The organism is Bartonella sp. AC158YNML (assembly GCF_042196725.1).
In the GTDB taxonomy this organism is placed as follows: domain Bacteria; phylum Pseudomonadota; class Alphaproteobacteria; order Rhizobiales; family Rhizobiaceae; genus Bartonella.
This window is the reverse complement of sequence record NZ_JBHIQU010000007.1, coordinates 1-19,397: the sequence shown is the minus strand read 5'-3', so window position 1 is coordinate 19,397 and position 19,397 is coordinate 1. Positions and strand designations below refer to the sequence as shown.

Below are 19,397 nucleotides of genomic sequence, written 5' to 3'. Positions count from 1 at the left end.
TCCCAAATCATTAATTCCTATAACGTCAATATCTTGATTAATCACTTACTTATCCACAATAATGCACAAGATCATCCACAACACTGTACAGTATAGACGCCCTACGACCAAACCAACTCATGACAACACAAGTTGTCATTTTGTCTTTTCCTCTTTGATCTTTCCAAGCTCTTTTTCTGCGATTGCCACGACATTTTCACACGTAATATTAAAATGCGCATAAAGGGCATCAATCGTTCCACTTGCCCCAAAGCTATCCATGCCAATAAAGATACCATCACAGCCGATAAAAAGTTCCCATCCTTGGCCGACGGCAGCTTCAATAGCAATTTTAATCGGTGCCTCTCCAATGAGAGCACGCTGATAAGAGCAAGATTGTTGAGAAAATAGTTCAAAACAAGGAACAGAAATCACACGCGTTGGGATATTTTTTTCTTCTAAAACCGCATGTGCTTGTACCGCAATTTGCAATTCTGAACCGGAAGCGAATAAAGTCACTTGCGCTTCATCACTGGCCGTTAATAATTCATAAGCACCAAGCATACAGAGATTTTCTTCTTCATACTCTTGACGCAAAAGCGGTAGATTTTGTCGACTCAAAGCCAAGGTAGAAGGTGTTCCGCGTGCTTTCAAAGCCAATTGCCAACACTCGACTGTCTCCATGGCATCAGCAGGGCGAAATACAAGATGATTAGGCATGGCGCGCAGGCAAGCCAAATGCTCCACAGGTTGATGGGTAGGACCATCCTCCCCAAGACCAATAGAATCATGGGTCATGACATAAATTACCCGCAACCCCATAAGAGAAGACAAACGCATAGCGGGACGCATATAGTCAGAAAAGCATAAAAATGTTCCCCCATAAGGAATAAAGCCCCCATGAAGAGCAAGCCCATTCATTATAGCGCCCATTGCGTGTTCGCGAATACCATAATGGAGATAGCGCCCTGAAAAATCACCGGCAGAGATACTTTTCATTTGGCTGCTTTTTGTGTTATTGGACCCCGTTAGGTCGGCAGAACCACCAATGGTTTCCGTAATGACTTCATTGATCACTTCCAGAGCCATTTCCGAAGCTTTACGCGTAGCAACAATAGGGCGCTCTTCAACGAGTTTCTGTTTATAAGCATCGATAGCGCTATCAAATCCCCCCACAAGATCACCACGCATCAATCTTTCAAACTCCACTCGTTCTGATACAGGGAGATCAGCCAATTTTACTTCCCACTTTTGCCGTTTTTTAGCGGCATTAAGCCCCGCTAAGCGCCAACTATCGAGAATATCGGCTGGAATAACGAAAGGCTCTGCCTCCCAGCCTAAAGCGATACGGGTCTCAGCAATTTCCCGTGCTCCTAAAGGGGCTCCATGAACTTTATTGGTTCCAGCCTTATTCGGTGCTCCAAAGCCAATGGTTGTTTTACAGGCAATTAACGTTGGTTTATCACTCTCGCGTGCTGCTTCAATGGCGCTTGCAATTGCGGCTTGATCATGGCCATCCACTTTGTGTGTATTCCAACCGCACGCTTTAAAACGCGCAATCTGATCTGTACTGTCAGCAAGAGAAATCTCTCCATCGATAGAAATATTATTATCGTCCCACAACACAATAAGCTTGTTGAGTTTCAAATGACCGGCAAGAGAAATTGCTTCTTGAGAAATCCCTTCCATAAGGCAGCCATCGCCCACCAACGCGTAAGTGTAATGGTCGATAAGATCACCAAAACGAGCATTTTGCAAACGTTCCCCAAGCGCCATCCCCACGGCATTCGCCAACCCTTGTCCGAGGGGACCAGTGGTTGTTTCGATTCCTGCCACATGCCCATATTCTGGATGTCCAGCAAGTTTTGCCCCTAGTTGGCGAAAATTTTTGAGATCTTCAATGCCAATATCTTCATAACCAGAAAGATACAAGAGAGCATAAAGCAACATAGATCCATGCCCTGCTGATAACACAAAACGATCACGGTTAGGCCAACGGGGTTTTTGGGGGTCATGAGCAAGGAATTTCGTATAAAGAATCGTAGCAATATCGGCTGCCCCCATTGGTAAGCCTGGATGACCAGAATTTGCTTTTTCGATTGCATCAATAGCAAGAAAACGAATAGCATTGGCCATCTGATTTTGTTGTGGGTTGTTTTTCATAAACGATAAACCATTTCGTTAAGTACGTTATTCTGTTGCTTTTTCCGTATTCTCTTTAAAAATTCCTGAGAAATACTATTTTCTAATCCTCAGCGTGAGACTTTTTGACACTACTTTGATCACATTTAAATAACATTCCCCTCACGCATCCTGTATATTCATGTCATTTATGCCAATATGTTCAAAAAATCCAGCTTTTAATTCATATCTATCCCCTGCTTTGCTTGCTAAAATATCCTACTTCCTTAAAAATAAAATGCACGCAATACAAAAGTGTAAGTGATTCGTTTTTGCATAACGCATTGATAAAGGATATAATTACCCAAAGGATAAAGGCAATGAACCAAGAGACTACGGTTCTACAAGATGCTCTAGAACAATTGGAAAAAGCACTCAGAACCTTAGAGATCACTATAATAAATCGCAATGCCGTTATTGATAAAAATAACGAATGGGAAGAAGAAATTCAACGAATGAATGCTGATCGCAGCCATCTTGCTCAAGCGCTTGACAAAGCTGAAGCCCAAATTGAACGCTTAGAGTCCGTAAACAGAGAAGTTTCCAAACGTCTTATTAAAGCAATGGAAACGATTCGTGTCGTCATTGATAGATAAAGGTTTGAATGTATGGAAACTGTTTCCGTTACCATTGATGGTAAAAATTATCGTATGGCTTGTGATAAAGGACAAGAACGTCATCTTATTGCGCTTGCGGCTCAATTGGACCAATATATCGCACATTTAAAGAAAAATTTTGGTGAAATTGGCGACCATCGTTTATCGGTTATGGCAGGCATAATGATTATCGATGAAATGGAAGAAATAAAACGAGAAAATAAAAAATTACAAGAAGACTACAATGCTCTTTTAAGACTCCACAATGAAAGAGATCGTACTATGGGAAAAATTATGCGTGACACCACACAACGCATTGAAAATCTCACCAACCAATTGCTCAAAGATGATCAAAATAGCACACACATTCAAGAACAAGAACAGGAAGGCTTCTAAAAAGTACATCAGCGCGTAATAAACCAGAGATTTGACTTGCCTCTCACACTTTACAGAATAAAAATCCTAAAACCCACATCAGTCTGTAAACAGGTTGGATTCTTAATCAAGACTGGTTTTTCTTGGCTTGCACGTCATGTGATTGACATGCATTAAGCGTAACAAACAAGGCCTTTCCCGAATATCCAATGCCTCTTAAAAAACGCTTAAACGTTTCAAGGAGGCTTGTATCATTACGCTTCAAATAAAGTTTCTTTATGCCGCGCATCAAGATGATAATAAGACCAATATCATTCTAAACAATCATAGAAATTACAACAGAAACCAGCAAAGCATCCTTCAAGAATAAACATCTTTATTCCATTTCCCCAAAAGCTCTAGTTCTATCAAAAGTCCTTGTCCCCCTCGATAGCACCAAGCAGATTCATATGTATATATATTTTAAAAATAACCTTATTCTCTTATATCTTGGTGGCATCATGGTATAATGTAAAAATTTTCCGTGAAGTGTATCCCATCCATTGAGTAGCATCTTTACACTGATGAATGTACAATTTGGTATCATCTATTTGCTCACTTGCGATGTTTAATCGTTATGGTATGGAAGGTGATAGAGAAGGGGAATTTTATATTTTGCTTTTGATTTATAGGTTGCTTTCTTGTGATGTGTGAATGTTTTTGATTGATTTCGTTTGTGCTCTTTAAAGCTGCTGTTTGTTATATGTATAATGTATAAATTCCTTAGGTATGACTATCTTTTTACTTGTTTTGATCTTTGCTGCTGTTTTCTTTCCAGGCGAGCCTTTATCCAAGAGGGATAAAAGTGTATAAACTGAAGTTTATGGCAGAGACGATTCGTATTATAGGCATTGATCCCGGATTACGGCATACAGGGTGGGGTGTTATCGATCTTGCAGGTAATCGTCTTCAGTTTATTGCAGCAGGGACGGTTTCTTCTAATGTACAGTGTGATCTGGCTTCCAGACTCTGTCAGATCCACAAAGGTCTTTCAGAGATTATGCATCAATTTATGCCCCATGAAGCCGCTGTGGAACATGTGTTTGTCAACAAAGATGCTACGGCAACTTTAAAACTTGGGCAAGCGCGCGCGATTGCGCTGCTGGTTCCTGCCCAAGCAAACCTTCCTGTTTTTGAATATGCCCCCAACAAAGTGAAAAAATCGGTTATTGGTGTTGGGCATGGTGCTAAAGAACAAATCCATATGATGGTAAAAGTTCTCCTACCACGGGCTGAATTTGATAGTAATGATGCGGCTGATGCTCTTGCTCTTGCTCTTTGTCATAGTATGCATCGTAAGAGTATGGGCCAATCTTATCAGGCAAGGATGGCGATATGATTGGGGTGGCAACATGATTGGCAAATTAAAGGGCACCCTTGAACATATCTTTGATGATCATATTCTTCTTGATGTTCATGGTGTGAGTTATGTTGTTTTTGTGTCAAATCGTCTGCGTCCTTCTTTACCCTCTGTTGGGGAGGCGTTAAGCCTTTTTATTGAAACGCATGTTCGTGAAGAAGCAATTCGCCTTTTTGGTTTTGCTACAAGAGCTGAACAGGAGTGGTTTTGTCTTCTACAAAATGTTCCTGGAGTAGGGGCAAAGGTTGCTTTGGCAATCTTGGGGACTTTATCGCCAGATGAACTTGCTCAGGCTATCGCTTTAAATGATGTTGCGATGATTAGTCGAGCGCCGGGCGTTGGTAAAAAAGTCAGTGAAAGAATTGTGGGTGAACTGAAAAGTAAAACACTTCCCTTTGAACAAGCGGTCAAGACTGTTTCGGTTCCTCAGCGTGAGATGACCAATCAACCTGCGCATGATGCGCTTTCCGCGTTGATGAAGCTAGGGTTTGAACGGGAGCATGCATCCCGTGCTCTTGCTCTTGCGATGAATGCGCTTGAGGGGGAAACTGTTTCTTCTGCCCTGCTGATCCGCCATAGTCTCAAATTGCTTTCTTCTCTTACTTAGAATCAAGGTAACAATGCATAAAGATGAAGATAAACGCCTTCTGGGTTCCGCCCTCCTTCCTAACGATCCAGATCGTTCCTTAAGACCACAAGTTCTCGATGATTTTATTGGTCAAGAAGCGGCACGGGCTAATTTAAAAATATTTATTGAAGCAGCAAAAACACGGCAAGAAGCGCTGGATCATGTTTTGTTTGTAGGACCACCGGGGTTGGGAAAAACAACGCTTTCACAGATTATGGCAAAAGAATTAGGCGTTAATTTTCGCTCTACTTCAGGGCCGGTCATTGCTAAAGCAGGAGATTTAGCAGCTCTCTTGACCAATCTCGAAGAACGTGATGTCCTTTTTATTGATGAAATTCATCGCTTAAATCCGGCAATTGAAGAAATTTTGTATCCGGCAATGGAAGATTATCAACTTGATCTTATCATTGGTGAGGGGCCTGCTGCCCGCTCGGTTAAAATTGATCTGGCTAAATTTACTTTGGTGGCGGCAACCACACGTTTGGGACTTTTAACCACACCGCTGAGAGACCGTTTTGGAATCCCAATTCGTCTCAATTTTTATACGATAGAAGAATTGGAATATATTGTTCAGCGTAATGCACGACTTTTTGCTGTCAAGATCAGTGATGATGGAGCCCATGAAATTGCACGCAGAGCACGCGGGACGCCTCGCATTGCTGGACGCCTTTTACGGCGCGTTTGTGATTTTGCTCTGGTTAAACAGGCAAAACAAATTGACCGAAAAATCGCCGATGAAGCCCTTTCGCGCCTTGAAGTGGATCATCTTGGGCTTGACCCGCTTGACCGTCGCTATTTGCTCCTGATTGCGGAAACTTTTTTAGGGGGACCGGTGGGGATTGAAACGATTGCTGCTGCTTTATCAGAACCACGCGATGCCATTGAAGATATTGTTGAACCCTATTTGCTCCAACAAGGGTTTATTCAAAGAACCGCTCGCGGACGTATTCTGAGTGAAAAGGCTTGGAGCCATTTAGGGCTTTCTGCGCCTGCTTCTACAATGTCTATACAAAGGCGTGCTCAATTTTCTGATGCTCAAGACAATTCATCACTTCAGACGACTTTATGGGATGGGGAAGATGACTAAGACATTCTCTTTAAAAAAATAAGACATTTTCTTAAAAAAAATTGCGTGAATATTGTATCGCAAGGTTATAAATACAAGAAATGTATTTCTTTTAGCAGATTCTGATCAAAAAGATTTGGAACGATTGAGGATTTTGTGCTTTTGCGTTTCATAACATTAACACAAAAATGTGTTCAATCTTTTGATCTATAAATAATTTGCTCTATTCAATGATTTTATGGGACGTGAAGTAGATGACAGAAGTGACTCCTTTCAAGAGAAATCATACAAGTGCTTTTCATAATTTTCAGGTTCGCGTTTATGTTGCGGATACAGATTTTTCCGGTGTGGTTTATCATGCGCGTTATCTTGAGTTTTTTGAACGAGGACGGTCAGAGTTTTTACGCGATACCGGTTTTAATAATAAAATGTTAGCAGCAGGGCTTGAGGGGGAAAAACTGTTTTTTATTGTGCGTCATATGGAAATTAATTTTGCACGACCAGCCAAAATTGATCATCTTTTAGTCGTTAAAACACGTGTTAATCACATCCAAGGGGCACGCTTTTTTATGGAGCAAGCTATTTTGCATGAAGAAACCACGTTGGTAACAGCGAAAGTTGAAATTGCTCTGATTAATGAGGAGGCAAAACCGCGTCGGTTACCCAAAGAGCTTTTGGTAAAAATACTTGGTTAAAAGTGTTCTTTATGGAACAGAGGTTTCATAGCCGTTTCATGAAACATAAGTTGATCTACAATCTAAGATTATACATCGACCATAGTCTACTTAAATGTTTTTCCTTGATCATCAATAAGGTCACACAATACATTAGAAAAAAGCTTCCCTGCTCCAATAAATTAAAGATAATATCCTCATTACGCCTCATCCATGTTGTGGTGCAAAATCAGCGTCTCACCATCCATTTTCTGCCATGAACTCAAAATGTTTTGCTTCCTCTTGGAAGAGAGTTCGTTTGCATCAGAAAACAGCAGAAAAGTGCAAAATATAAAAAAGAAAAAAATGAATGAAGTTCATTTTTGTGATAAAAAATGTACATACTCAGCAAAATAGTGTAATCAAAGTGATCATAAGCAGCAAGATTGAAAATCCGCTTAAAATACTGAGAGGTAAGGAGTTTGTTTTGTTGCAGGGTTGTCCTTTGATCTCACAAGAGAGAGCTCTCCATCCATAGTGCATGACTTTCATGTGCATTTTTCAACGCAATAAAAACGCAATAAATAAGTGAGAGATCAATACATATAAGGTAGAAATGCATTCTTGATTTAAAGTTTCAAGAGCATAGTATTCTCTAGAATAAAGTGATTGGGAACGGTCATTTATTTTTTCTCACGGCGATAAAGCCCAAGAGAGTAAAACGCTTTCATTTCAAACCTGTTCATGTTGCACCATGTAAAACCATTTGCTTAAACATTATAAGAGCGCAATATATTCCATTGAAAAAAGATGTAAAAATGCTTTTTATATACAATCCTCAATGCAATAACGAACCAATATTGCAAGGGTGCAAAGAAAGTGAAGGGGCGGTTTATTGCTTCATAAAGTAAAGATGGTGACGTGGCTTTTTTCACTTCCCAGAAGTTTTTACGGTATACCATGATGCCATCATCAGAGGGATGATAAGCATTGAAAGGTGTTTTCTAACGATAAAGCCACTGAGCTCCCCCTCTTTACGCTTATGGAGAAGTAAGCCGGCACCATCACACATTTTGCCAACTCGTGGGGGACGACAGCCCTTGGCACTTGAAAAGGTTTATTAGAGGCACTCCTTTCTTATACAATTTTTACCCACACACCAGCTTCGCTTTTGACGTGCACGCAAGTGATTTTTATTGCTTCAACATGGAACAAGTTTAAAATGAAAGAATCTTACGACATTCAAGGTTTTAATTCAATATGAGTAATGCTAAATTATATTTATAAATCAGTATTTATCGTATACATAAATTCACAGAACAATAAAATTTTATGGCATTACATGAGACTTACATAGGAGCATTATGTGGAGAACGTCGGGCGAGGTATGGTGGTTTATTTTTTATGCCCCAAGGGTGTAATCCCATTAAAAATGAGAGAAAGAAAAGCTTTAAGGCAATGCGGTATCTTATCATGATGTTAACATATTTATTTATAATGATAATTCATTGCATTGCAATTTGAAATGAAAATCCTGAGACGTGTCAGATTTTTTCTTTTCAAGCTCTTTTACTGTAAATTAATCAAAAATATTTTCTTGTATGTCACAAGCGGGGTTGGTGAATTGGGACAAAAACACTTGAGAAAGGAATAACAATGCCTCTTATGAACTTTTTCAAAGTGCCAAGATTTAGATCATAACATTTTGAGCTGGGAAAGCGGAGGATGGTTTAGCTTTTTTTTCAAAGTGTAAAGATGGTGGCGCATAATAGATTTTATATTATTTATGGGGGTATCGTTATATCTTTCATAAATGCCGTTGTGAAATGAGGGCGACGTGCATTGAGGCATGCCTCTCATCATCACTTTTAAAAGAAATTTAAGAAATGGCTCTTGTTTTGGCACGTAGATTTATGTGAGTCTAAAGTTTTTTACTTAAATTTAGAAACTGTAAAACAATCTGTTTTATAGAATTTTAATCAATGCACCTTTCATTTAGAGGGACAACAATTATGCCGCAGGTAGAACTAACGAATCTGGAAACAATGGGAATGTTGCATTTGTTTATGCAAGCGAGTTGGATCGTTAAAGGGGTTATGATTGGGTTGCTACTCGCTTCCGTCTGGAGTTGGGCCATTATTTTTGATAAAATTTTTACTTATCGGAGAATGCAGCGTGAAATAAAGCAGTTTGAACGGATATTTTGGTCAGGCAAAGCGCTAGAAGATCTTTATACATCATGTAAAAGTCAACGCACCAATAGCATATCTGCTGTTTTTATGGCGGCAATGGTTGAATGGAAAAAATCTCTTGAAAAAGGGACCCATACATCGAAAAGTTTGCAGAGCAGAATTGATAAGGCTATGGATTTGACGCTGGGACGTGAAAGTGAAAAAATAGAATCAAAATTAAGTTTTCTTGCGACACTGGGGTCTGCGGGACCTTTTATCGGACTTTTTGGAACAGTTATTGGTATTATGGAGTCTTTTCTTTCTATTTCAGTTTCTCAAAATACGTCACTTGCCATTGTAGCGCCAGGGATTGCAGAAGCGCTTTTGGCAACCGCGATTGGTTTGTTTGCAGCAATTCCAGCTGTTATTGCTTATAACAAGTTGACCCATGAAAGTGCGCGCATCATTGCACAAATAGAAAATTTTGCCGATGAATTTTCAACAATTGTATCGCGACGTATTGATGAAACACGCACAGCACCTTCCCCTTTATAAAAAGGAGCTTATCCCATGGGAATTTCTGTTGCTTCTTCTTCTCGCAAAAATACACGTGGGCGGCGTCATTCACGAAGCCAACTGATGAGTGAAATCAATATCACACCTTTTGTGGATGTCATGCTGGTCTTGCTCATTATTTTTATGGTTTCTGCACCTCTTTTGGTGAATGGGGTTCCTTTGGATTTGCCTCGTAGTCAAGCGGGGCCCGTACACGCGCAAAAAACGCCCCTTACGGTTTCACTTGATGCGCAAGGGCGCTTGGCCATTAATCAAGATTATTATGAAACGTCACAAGCGCTGATTGCACACCTAAAAACGCTTCTGGAAGCGGATGCTGCCCAAAAAGATCAACGGATTTTTGTGCGGGTTGCTAAAACTGTTGAATATCAACAAGTATTAAAACTCTTGGCCGATATTCAAAAGGCAGGTTTTTCTCAAGTTGCATTAGCAAGTTTAGCGCAATAAATGATAAATTGCGCATAAATGGTTGTTTTTAAAAAGAGCATAGAGTGATTAAAAATGAAAAAATGTAAGGCGTAAATAAGGCATAAAGAATGAACAAAGACTCCTATCATAGCATGAAACGAGGCTTGGCTTTATCCCTTATGGTCCATGTCATTTTTCTTGGTTGGGGAGCCGTTCAGTTTGCAAGCTTTGTCTCTTTACCACAACAATTGGAAGCAATTCCTATCACTCTGGCTCCTTTGATGGAAGAGCTTTCCTCTCAACAAGGAGCTGTGAAGGCTCCTATCCGTGCGATTCCTGCCATTAAACCAACCATGCAACCACAAGAAAAAGAGGATGCACGCCATATTGGGGAGGGACAAATAGATCGTCTTGCGCCTTTTAAACCAAAAGAAAAGTTGCTCCCCGTTGAGACAACACCGCCGCCAACAAGCGAAAGTACGTCGGAAACATCCACATCCGAACTTACACAACCAGAATTATTAGAAGCAAAAACAGAAGAGATTTCAAAAGAACCAGAGAATGAGCCTAAGGTTGCGCCTGAGATGCCTTTGAAAGTACCGGAAGATGCGCCAAAGCTTGCACCTGAGATGCCTTTGGAAGCACCGGAAGATGCGCCAAAGCTTGCGCCTGAGGTGCCTTTGAGAGTACCGGAGGACGCGCCTAAGGCTGTACCTGAGGTGCCTGTGAGAGTACCGGAAGATGCGCCAAAGCTTGCGCCTGAGATGCCTTTGGAAGCACCGGAAGATGCGCCTAAGGTTGCGCCTGAGATGCCTGTGAGAGTACCGGAGGATGCGCCCAAGGTTGCACCTGAGATGCCTTTGGAAGCACCGGAAGATGCGCCCAAGGTTGCACCTGAGATGTCTGTGAGAGTACCGGAAGATGCGCCCAAGGTTGCGCCTGAGGTGCCTTTGAAAGTATCGGAGGATGCACCCGAGACTGCGCTTAAGCCTTTGCACAAAAATGAAGAGATGGTATCGCCAAAAGAATTGACTCCAACGGTACAAAAAGTACCGACAGAGCAGGTGGTTCATCAAGTGCCCAAAATTGTGCTTCCAGAAAAAATTCTTCTTCCACAGTTGAAACCAAAATTTGACGAAGAATCTACAATGAAAAATAAGGCGGCATTGAATCAAAATACGCCAAAGCTTAGCAAGAAACACCAAGAGAAACAGACCATTGAAGATATTCTGGCCATGGAGGAAAATAATTTGCTCAATCGTGCGCGGTCACAAGGAGGAGGAGCAAAACGTTCTCATACACCAGAAGCTTTGGGGGCAAGAAAAAATATTAGTGATACCACAAAAATGGCACAAACATTGGTCAATATTGTTGGGGGGTGTATTCAACAGAAGCTTAAACTTGTAGCGCTTGGTGGCGATTTAAAAAACCGTCCGGTCGTGCGGTTGCGATTTTATTTGGACCGTGAAGGAATGGTTGTGGGTGATCCTATCATTGATCCTGTAAGCGGTCTTGAGAGTCAACAAGCTATTATGATAAGGCAGGTATACGCGGCTGTTTTTTCATGCCAACCTTATGCAGATCTCCCACGTGATCAATATGGCCTGTGGGGGCAAGGTTTTGACTTTAATGTTGATCCCCTCCAAGAAATAAGATGATAAAAAAATCGCTTAACGAAAGGACGCATTCCATGATGACTATAACGAGATATAAAGTTTTTGCTTGGTTTATTGTCACTTGTGGGTTGTGGCTTTCAAATATTTCATTGGTTTATGCGCAATTGAAAGGGACGATTTCAAGCGCTGATTTTAATCCCATTCCCATTGCAATTACAGACTTTATTTCCAATGATTCGATTGGATCTAAAATAACGGCTGTGGTGACAGCCGATCTGGAACGGTCGGGGCTTTTTTTACCGCTTGATAAAGCAAATTTTGTTGAAAACACTTCTAGTCCTAATAAACAACCGCATTTTGCTTATTGGCAGAAAATAAAAGCGCAAGGTTTGGTAACGGGGCAAGTCATGAGAGAAATCGATGGACGATTGAGAGTCGATTTTCGTTTATGGGATGTTTTTGGAGAGCGACAACTGAAAGGACGGCGTTTTTATACCGCGACAGAACGGTGGCGGCGTGTGGCCCATATAATTGCAGATGAGATCTATAGTGAGATGACAGGAGAAAGTGGTTATTTTGATACAAGAATTGTTTTTATCGATGAAACAGGACCTCAAAATGCACGCATTAAACGCTTAGCCATGATGGATCAAGATGGAGCAAATTTGATTTATATGTCCGATGGAAGTGAATTGGTGCTTACACCGCGTTTTTCCCCAAAAAGACAAGAATTGACCTATATGGCTTATGAGGAAAATCAAGTACCTCATGTTTATCTCCAACAAATTGAAATGGGGCAAAGAGAGTTGATTGGAACGTTTAATAACATGACAATTGCTCCGCGTTTTTCTTCTGATGGACAAAAAGTCATCATGAGTTTGTTACAAAATGATGGGAGTGCCAATCTTTACACCATGGATTTACGAACCCGTACGATGACGCGACTTACAACAACTTCTGCTATTGATACTTCTGCTTCTTATTCACCGGATGGCAAACAAATTGTTTTTTCTTCAGATCGTAGCGGAAAGCCGCAAATCTATAAAATGAATGCAGATGGGAGTGATATTCAACGTATTTCTTCAAACGAGGGGAGTTATTCAACACCTATTTGGTCTCCACGGGGTGACTATATCGCCTTTACAAAACAATTAAGCGGACAATTTTCTATCGGTGTTATGCGCCCAGATGGACAAGGAGAACGAATTTTAACCACGGGTTTTCACAATGAAGGACCAACTTGGGCGCCAAATGGTCGTGTGCTAATGTTTTTTCGCAAAAATCCGGGTATGGGACCAAAAATTTATACCATTGACATTACGGGACGCAATGAACGTCAACTCCCCACACCCAATGATGCTTCTGATCCAGCATGGTCGCCATTGCTTACTATACAATAAAACAAAGTGCTTAAAAACAGAACATAGAGGGAATATAGTCTATACAGTTTCAAGTTTACACAATCTCAATTGTCTTTAATTATTTAAAAGAAGGAATTGATTATAGTGGGCATGGGGAGTTATGTATATTTCACCTATCATCTACGGTTATTTGTAAATAGTGAAGTTTCCTTGGGGAAAGGGTTTTAAAAAACAATACCTTAAAAAGTATAACCGAAAGTTTTGAGGTTTCTAGATTTCAACTTTTTATGCAAAGTGCTGCTAGATATATTTTTTTTGATTTTCTTTCCGATTTAGTTTGTGAAGAATCCGGATTTTTGTCGAGGATGTTTTCTCTGCTGGCTCTTCATGCGTTTTCTGTAATTAAAGGAAGCTTTAAGAATATTGGTCACGGCCTTTAAAAAATATTGAATGTGTCAATGAATTCTAGATGCTTAATAAAATAGAGTAAGTCGGCACCATCATATGTTTAGCGTCTAATGTTGCAACAGCCCTTTTCCCTTGAAACGGTTCATAAGAAGCTTTTTTATTCTTTTGAAGTGTTTTACGCTACATAGCTCTCCCCGCTTATAACGTGTAAGAGATATGATTTTGATTGATTCAAAAGAGAACAGATTTGAAATAAGAAAAATTTACGATTCACGGTTTTTATTCAAGGTATATAATGCTAAATTATCATTATAAATCAATATGTTGATAACCTTATACTATCATACCGTAGATGACGGTATTTTACTCCATAAAAGGATAATTCATTGTTTTGCATCATAAGAGCTCTCAATATTATAAGATTTTTTCTTATCAAATTATTCTGTTACAGGTCACAAGCGACATTGATGGAAACATTGATACCAGCGTTGATGTATGAATAAAGTTCTTTCAAAAGGGAACTAAAATGTTTTTCATGAATCATTTCAAGGGCTGAGAGTTTACAACATTAGAAGCTAGAAAAGAGCATAATGATGCCGGCTTATCGCTTTACGAAGTAAAGATGGTAGAGAGGCTTTTATACCCTACGGGGAACTTACGTTATACTATGGCTGCTTTCATGAAATGAAAGGCATGCGCATTGAGAGATTTTTCTTTAACAAAAACAGAACCAGAGCATGAATTCGCAATACAATAATATTACGTAGGGAGATTGCGTGGAGGCCATTGGGGGATATTGCGCGTGGCATTTTATCGTGTCGTGTTTTGGGTTTTTTGTTTTGTAAGGAGTTTCTTCTCATTAACGAACAAGAGAAATAAAAGTGTGAGGCAAATGTGGAATCTCCATTCTTTAAAAGATATTGCTTTAGATACTTTTAAAAAGCTGTAAAGTTAAAAAGCCGTAAACTCGTATGAAAGGTGGTGATATGGGTATTAGTTTTTATACGGTTTTATTGTTTTGACCAAATAAGATTGTTTTTTCGTTTCGAACATACCTGATACTGTTGACCTCTTCTGGTTTATACAATACATTGATTTATAATGATAATTTAGCGTTATGCACCTTGAATAAGAACCGTGAATATCGCAAAATTCTCTCATTTCAAATCTGTTCTCTTTGAATCAATCAAAATCATATCTCTTGAACGTCAAAAGCGGGATAAGTGCGTGGATAAAACTGTACAAAAAAGAACTAAAAATGGCTCTTATGAACTGTCTTAAGTACTCAGGGCTGTCGCAACACCCACGAGCTGGCAAAATATATAATGATGGTTCCGGCTTGCTTCTCCACAAACCTAAAGATGCAGGTGTTCAGTGACTTTATTGTTATATCATTCACGGGCGCTGCCGTGAAATGGGCTTGGGAGCGTTCAGACATGTCTCTTTAATAAAAGTTTATAACAGTCTCCAAAGTGCTCAATCGTTTTACTCTTTATCTCAAGTATATTGTGGTTTTCGGTTTGAATATTGAGGGATAGGTAACAGAAAAAGGACAGATTTTATAAGATCAATGACGCTATTTTTAGGAAGCATACAATGCCATAAATTAATGCTATAAAGTCAAAAATTTATCTGCAATAGATTAGAGAGATATACCGGTTTTTTATAAAATACTTTGCCAAACAGCCCGCTCTGGCTTTATAATTACTTATTCTGTTATATCATTATAATATATTGATTTGTAATGATAGTGTAGTATTTTTAAACTTTAATAAGAGCCCTGAATATCGTAAGATTTTCCCATTTTAAATCTGTTCTCTTTTGAATCAATCAAAATCCATATTTCTTGTACGTCATAAGCGAGGAGAGCCGTGTGGAGAAAAACACTTCAAAGGAGTAAAAATGCCTCTTAAACTGTCTCAGAGGCTAAGACTTATCAGCAACATTAGGTGTTGGCAAAGTGTATGATGGGGGTGGTTTGTTCCTTCATAAACGAGAAACACTGTCTTTGAGGTGTGGTGATATAAGATATGTAAATCTCCTTGATATATTTTCAGCGTGTTTTTTAGTGGGTGGTGAATATTTAGAGGAGGGCTTGTTTGACAGGACTTAAGGTACAAACAAATCTCATGCGTGATGCGTAAAGTGATTCGTCATAGGAATACGTCAAGAAAATCAAAACTGTTTACAGATCAGATCGGGGTAAAATCTTCATCACTTGAGAGCAAGGAGGAAAGGTTAATCTTAAAGAATAAAAAGATCAAATAGAAAGGGGATTTATGGATAATTCTTGGGGTATGTAACACAAGGTGATGCTATAGAGTTTTGTGTGCTTTATTATCAGAAGTGTTTGGGCGTTCAAGGGTGCATGCTTTTTTGCAATGCTTTCTTTTTTCTGCGATTGATTGCGGTTTTATTACTACAAAGCTTGGCTTTATAATAATTTATTGTTTTGTATATTGAATGAGAGTCTCGACTATCCTAGGATTCTTTCATTCCAAACCTATTTCATATTGAATCAACCAAAACCATTTGTGTGCACGTTACAAACAGGGAGAGCCGTGTGGAGTGAAACTGTATAAGATAAGGAATAAAAACAGCTCTTATGAACCGCCTCAAGTGCCAAGGGCTGTTGCATAACCTCTATGAGTTGGTAAAGTGTGTGATGATGCCTTGGGTTTTGCACCAATGGTTGACCCCGCTATCGACGCGGGGCTTTTATATCTGCGGATAAAGAAGAAGGATGATAGATACTTTTGCGTCTCTCATAGATGAAGAGAGTGCCTATGCTAATGATGGGAATTATACAGACAGTTTTGCTAAAATCTCATCACTGACATCAAAATTGGCATAAACATTTTGCACATCATCATCTTCTTCTAATGTTGAAATCAACCGTAAAACGGATAAAGCTTTTTCTTCATCTATTGGTGCAAGGGTGGTGGCTTTCCAAATCGTTTTAATCGATTCTGCTTCCCCAAGTTTTGCTTCAAGTGTTTTTGAAACTTCACCAATATCTTCAAATGCGCAGGTAATATGATGTCCGGTTTCTTCTGATTGTACATCTTCGGCCCCAGCTTCAATTGCTGCATCCATGATGTTATCTGCTGTTCCTGCTTCTGGCTTATAAATTATTTCACCAATTCGATTGAACATGAAGCTTACAGAACCTGTTTCCCCCAAGGCTCCTCCTGATTTGGTGAAGGCTGCTCGCACGTTTGAAGCGGTGCGGTTGCGGTTATCGGTTAAAGCTTCAACAATGACCGCAACACCCCCTGGTCCATAGCCCTCATAGCGCACTTCATCATAATTTTCGACATCGGTGCCTGAAGCTTTTTTAATCGCGCGTTCAATATTATCTTTCGGCATTGACTGTGCTTTAGCATTTTGAATAGCAAGTCTTAAACGTGGATTCATGGCTGGATCAGGAGCACCTTGTTTTGCTGCTACAGTAATTTCGCGTGCAAGCTTAGAGAATATTTTCGAGCGCATTGCATCTTGACGCCCTTTGCGGTGCATAATATTTTTAAATTGTGAATGGCCTGCCATAGTTTTCTTTCCTGTTTGAGGGCTTTCTTTCCAGTTGGATACTTTTTAGAATTTCAAGGCGATAAAACGTGCATCCCACCAGAGTAAATGTGCCACAACGTGAGGTGAAATAATCGAATAAAGCCTTTATAAAAAAATTCATCTTAAAGGTAAAGATACCTTGTTGAGGATCATTACAAGAGAGCTCTCTTGTCGTTGAGCAAAAATCACGCTATAACAGAAGGCAGTTTCATGGCAAAATGGTTTATTCCATGCCACGCTTTGTTTTAAGAGTGGGTGGGGAAAACCTGATATGTAATTATGTAATAAAGTTTCAGTGCTCTTAAGTGAGCGGGTAACCTAGGCGCAGAAGAGGATTTATAAAAATGGCAACGCAACTTTTGATGCCCAAAGCAACAGCTGTTTGGTTGGTTGATAATACAGCTCTTTCTTTTGATCAGATTGCAGAATTTTGTAAATTGCATGTCTTGGAAGTAAAAGCTATTGCCGATGGTGAGGCGGCTTATGGTATTAAAGGTTTAGATCCAATTAGTTCTGGGCAATTGACACGCAGTGAAATTGCACGGGTGGAAGCAGATCAAAACGCACGCTTAAAAATTTCTCAATCTAGGGTGCACATTCCTGAAAAAAAACGTAAAGGGGCGCGCTATATCCCTCTTTCTCGACGTCAAGATCGTCCCAATGGTATTCTATGGTTGGTCACTAACCATCCCGAATTGAAAGATGCACAAATTGCACGGTTGATTGGAACAACAAAAGCAACGATTGAACAAATCCGCCTTAGAACCCACTGGAATAGCGCTAATTTGGTCCCTCTTGATCCTGTAGGACTTGGTTTGTGTTCGCAAATCGATTTAGATTTTGAACTCCAACGTGTGGCAAAAAATCGCCCTATTGCTGCGGAAGAAGATAGGTCATTGCTTCCCGCATCTGTGACGGAAAACGCTGCTCTAGAAGACAATGAGCGTGAAGAAAATCTACACAAGACTTTTGATGCCGATAAGGTTTTTGCAAAGTTGAACGCGTTGCAAAAAAATCGTCAAGACCGAGATGATGCATAAACAGCGTGATGTATAAGTACAACGTTTTTTAGGGAAATGTTAGAGGAAGTTAATGGTGAGAGTGAAAAAAATCGGCAGAGATTCAAAAATGGTGACAAAGGACAAAAAAATTTCGTCTTCATTAGGAATTAACAGTTATTTTTAAAAATATTCTAAGAATTTGCCCTTTTTTACGAAACTCAAGGAGAAATAGGCTATGTGCTCTACCCAAAATACTCTCTTTCATTCTTTAGCGGTTATCTTTTTTTTATCATTGTGCTTGGGTGGGTGTGACAAAAAAAATATCGGTGCACTTAACGGTATGAATGGCGCTTATATGAATGATGCTGGTTTGAATCAGGCACCATCAGGTTCAGGACAAGAATTTACAGTTAGTGTGGGTGATCGTGTATTTTTTAGTCTCGATTCTTCTTCACTTGATGCTGATGCTGAACGTATTTTAACGCGCCAAGCAGAATGGTTGCTTCATTATCCTTATTATTCTATTATGGTTGAAGGTCATGCTGATGAGAGGGGAACACGTGAATATAACTTGGCACTTGGACAGCGCCGTGCTGTTGCTGTGCGAGACTATTTGGTGTCTCTAGGTGTGTCTGCGCAACGAATTCAAACAATTTCTTACGGGAAAGAAAGACCTGTAGCGGTATGCGATGATATTTCCTGTTGGAATCAAAATCGACGTGCTGTTACAACGTTGAGTAACGCGAGTAGTCATTAAAAAAAATTATTTGTTTCAATTATTCAATGAGCTCTTAAGGGGAGAAAAGAATGTATCGTAAAATCAATTGGAAAGCACTCTTTTATATGGCGGTTTTCATAGTTTTTTCAGCGCCATTTGCTCAAAGTGCGGCGCGAAAGGCTTCTGAATATCCTGCACATGATACGGATAAAGTTGATACCGCCGATAAAGCCGTATCTGATGCGGTAAAGAAAGCCACGGATGCTGCCGATAAAGCAGCTTCTGATGTGATGGAAAATGCCCTTGATGCTGCGGGTAAAGCCGCATCTGATGCGGTAAAGAAAGCTACGGATGCCGCCGATAAAGCTTCTGATGTGTTGGAAAACATCCCTGATGCTATGGGTAAAGCAGCATCTGATGTAATGGAAAATGCCCCTGATTCTATGGGTAAAGCCGCATCTGATGCGGTAAAGAAAGCTACGGATGCCGCCGATAAAGCTTCTGATGTGATGGAAAATGCCCTTGATGCTGCGGGTAAAGCCGCATCTGATGCGGTAAAAAAAGCCACGGATGCCGCCGATAAAGCTTCTGATGTGATGGAAAACATCCCTGATTCTATGGGTAAAGCCGCATCTGATGCGGTAAAGAAAGCTACGGATGCCGCCGATAAAGCTTCTGATGTGATGGAAAA

The 19,397-nt window shown here is 40.0% G+C and carries 14 protein-coding genes and 2 pseudogenes; 14 read left to right on the top strand and 2 right to left on the bottom strand.

The genetic code is table 11. The features are described from left to right. Positions 1 to 135: 135 nt before the first annotated feature. Positions 136 to 2,142 (bottom strand): transketolase, encoded by a 2,007-nt coding sequence (gene tkt, locus ACFIM1_RS05220; protein ID WP_375608426.1) that lies wholly within the window; start codon positions 2,140 to 2,142, stop codon positions 136 to 138. A 338-nt stretch (positions 2,143 to 2,480) separates the two neighbouring features. On the opposite strand from tkt, the gene ACFIM1_RS05215 reads away from it, so the two are divergent. The 11 genes and pseudogenes from ACFIM1_RS05215 to ACFIM1_RS05165 form a co-directional block, all read left to right on the top strand. Next, on the top strand, positions 2,481 to 2,756 hold the full coding sequence (locus ACFIM1_RS05215; RefSeq protein ID WP_375608427.1) for a DUF4164 domain-containing protein: 276 nt from the start codon (positions 2,481 to 2,483) through the stop codon (positions 2,754 to 2,756). Between the two features lie 12 nt (positions 2,757 to 2,768). Beyond that, positions 2,769 to 3,152, top strand: a complete 384-nt coding sequence (locus tag ACFIM1_RS05210; protein ID WP_375608428.1) for a cell division protein ZapA — start codon at positions 2,769 to 2,771, stop codon at positions 3,150 to 3,152. Between the two features lie 841 nt (positions 3,153 to 3,993). Next, on the top strand, positions 3,994 to 4,509 hold the full coding sequence (gene ruvC, locus ACFIM1_RS05205) for a crossover junction endodeoxyribonuclease RuvC (RefSeq protein WP_375608444.1): 516 nt from the start codon (positions 3,994 to 3,996) through the stop codon (positions 4,507 to 4,509). 13 nt (positions 4,510 to 4,522) lie between these two features. Further along, complete coding sequence (ruvA, locus tag ACFIM1_RS05200; RefSeq protein ID WP_375609404.1) at positions 4,523 to 5,137, top strand: Holliday junction branch migration protein RuvA; 615 nt, start codon at positions 4,523 to 4,525, stop codon at positions 5,135 to 5,137. Between the two features lie 13 nt (positions 5,138 to 5,150). Beyond that, positions 5,151 to 6,245, top strand: a complete 1,095-nt coding sequence (gene ruvB, locus ACFIM1_RS05195; RefSeq protein WP_375608430.1) for a Holliday junction branch migration DNA helicase RuvB — start codon at positions 5,151 to 5,153, stop codon at positions 6,243 to 6,245. Positions 6,246 to 6,478: 233 nt separating this feature from the next. Further along, positions 6,479 to 6,919 carry a tol-pal system-associated acyl-CoA thioesterase gene (gene ybgC / locus ACFIM1_RS05190; protein ID WP_375608431.1) on the top strand — a complete coding sequence of 147 codons (441 nt, stop codon included), beginning with the start codon at positions 6,479 to 6,481 and terminating at the stop codon, positions 6,917 to 6,919. 1,970 nt (positions 6,920 to 8,889) lie between these two features. Then, positions 8,890 to 9,603 carry a protein TolQ gene (tolQ, locus tag ACFIM1_RS05185; protein ID WP_375608432.1) on the top strand — a complete coding sequence of 238 codons (714 nt, stop codon included), beginning with the start codon at positions 8,890 to 8,892 and terminating at the stop codon, positions 9,601 to 9,603. 15 nt (positions 9,604 to 9,618) lie between these two features. Further along, the gene (tolR, locus tag ACFIM1_RS05180; RefSeq protein WP_375608433.1) at positions 9,619 to 10,071 is read left to right on the top strand and encodes a protein TolR; all 453 of its coding nucleotides are present in this window, start codon (positions 9,619 to 9,621) and stop codon (positions 10,069 to 10,071) included. A gap of 89 nt (positions 10,072 to 10,160) precedes the next feature. Beyond that, entirely contained in the window at positions 10,161 to 11,690 is a 1,530-nt protein-coding gene (locus ACFIM1_RS05175; RefSeq protein ID WP_375608434.1) for a cell envelope biogenesis protein TolA, read from the top strand. 32 nt (positions 11,691 to 11,722) lie between these two features. Then, on the top strand, positions 11,723 to 13,048 hold the full coding sequence (gene tolB, locus ACFIM1_RS05170) for a Tol-Pal system beta propeller repeat protein TolB (RefSeq protein ID WP_375608435.1): 1,326 nt from the start codon (positions 11,723 to 11,725) through the stop codon (positions 13,046 to 13,048). Positions 13,049 to 14,675: 1,627 nt separating this feature from the next. Beyond that, positions 14,676 to 14,870 (top strand): annotated as a pseudogene (locus tag ACFIM1_RS05165) (DUF4102 domain-containing protein); the annotation flags it as partial. 1,349 nt (positions 14,871 to 16,219) lie between these two features. Here ACFIM1_RS05165 and ACFIM1_RS05160 read toward each other — a convergent pair. Further along, on the bottom strand, positions 16,220 to 16,966 hold the full coding sequence (locus ACFIM1_RS05160; protein WP_375608436.1) for a YebC/PmpR family DNA-binding transcriptional regulator: 747 nt from the start codon (positions 16,964 to 16,966) through the stop codon (positions 16,220 to 16,222). Between the two features lie 365 nt (positions 16,967 to 17,331). On the opposite strand from ACFIM1_RS05160, the gene ACFIM1_RS05155 reads away from it, so the two are divergent. The 3 genes and pseudogenes from ACFIM1_RS05155 to ACFIM1_RS05145 form a co-directional block, all read left to right on the top strand. Further along, positions 17,332 to 18,027: a DUF1013 domain-containing protein gene (locus tag ACFIM1_RS05155; protein WP_375608437.1), complete on the top strand. Its 696-nt coding sequence runs from the start codon at positions 17,332 to 17,334 to the stop codon at positions 18,025 to 18,027. Positions 18,028 to 18,223: 196 nt separating this feature from the next. Further along, positions 18,224 to 18,745 carry a peptidoglycan-associated lipoprotein Pal gene (pal, locus tag ACFIM1_RS05150; protein WP_375608438.1) on the top strand — a complete coding sequence of 174 codons (522 nt, stop codon included), beginning with the start codon at positions 18,224 to 18,226 and terminating at the stop codon, positions 18,743 to 18,745. Between the two features lie 50 nt (positions 18,746 to 18,795). Continuing rightward, a pseudogene (locus ACFIM1_RS05145) lies at positions 18,796 to 19,397 on the top strand (tol-pal system protein); the annotation flags it as partial.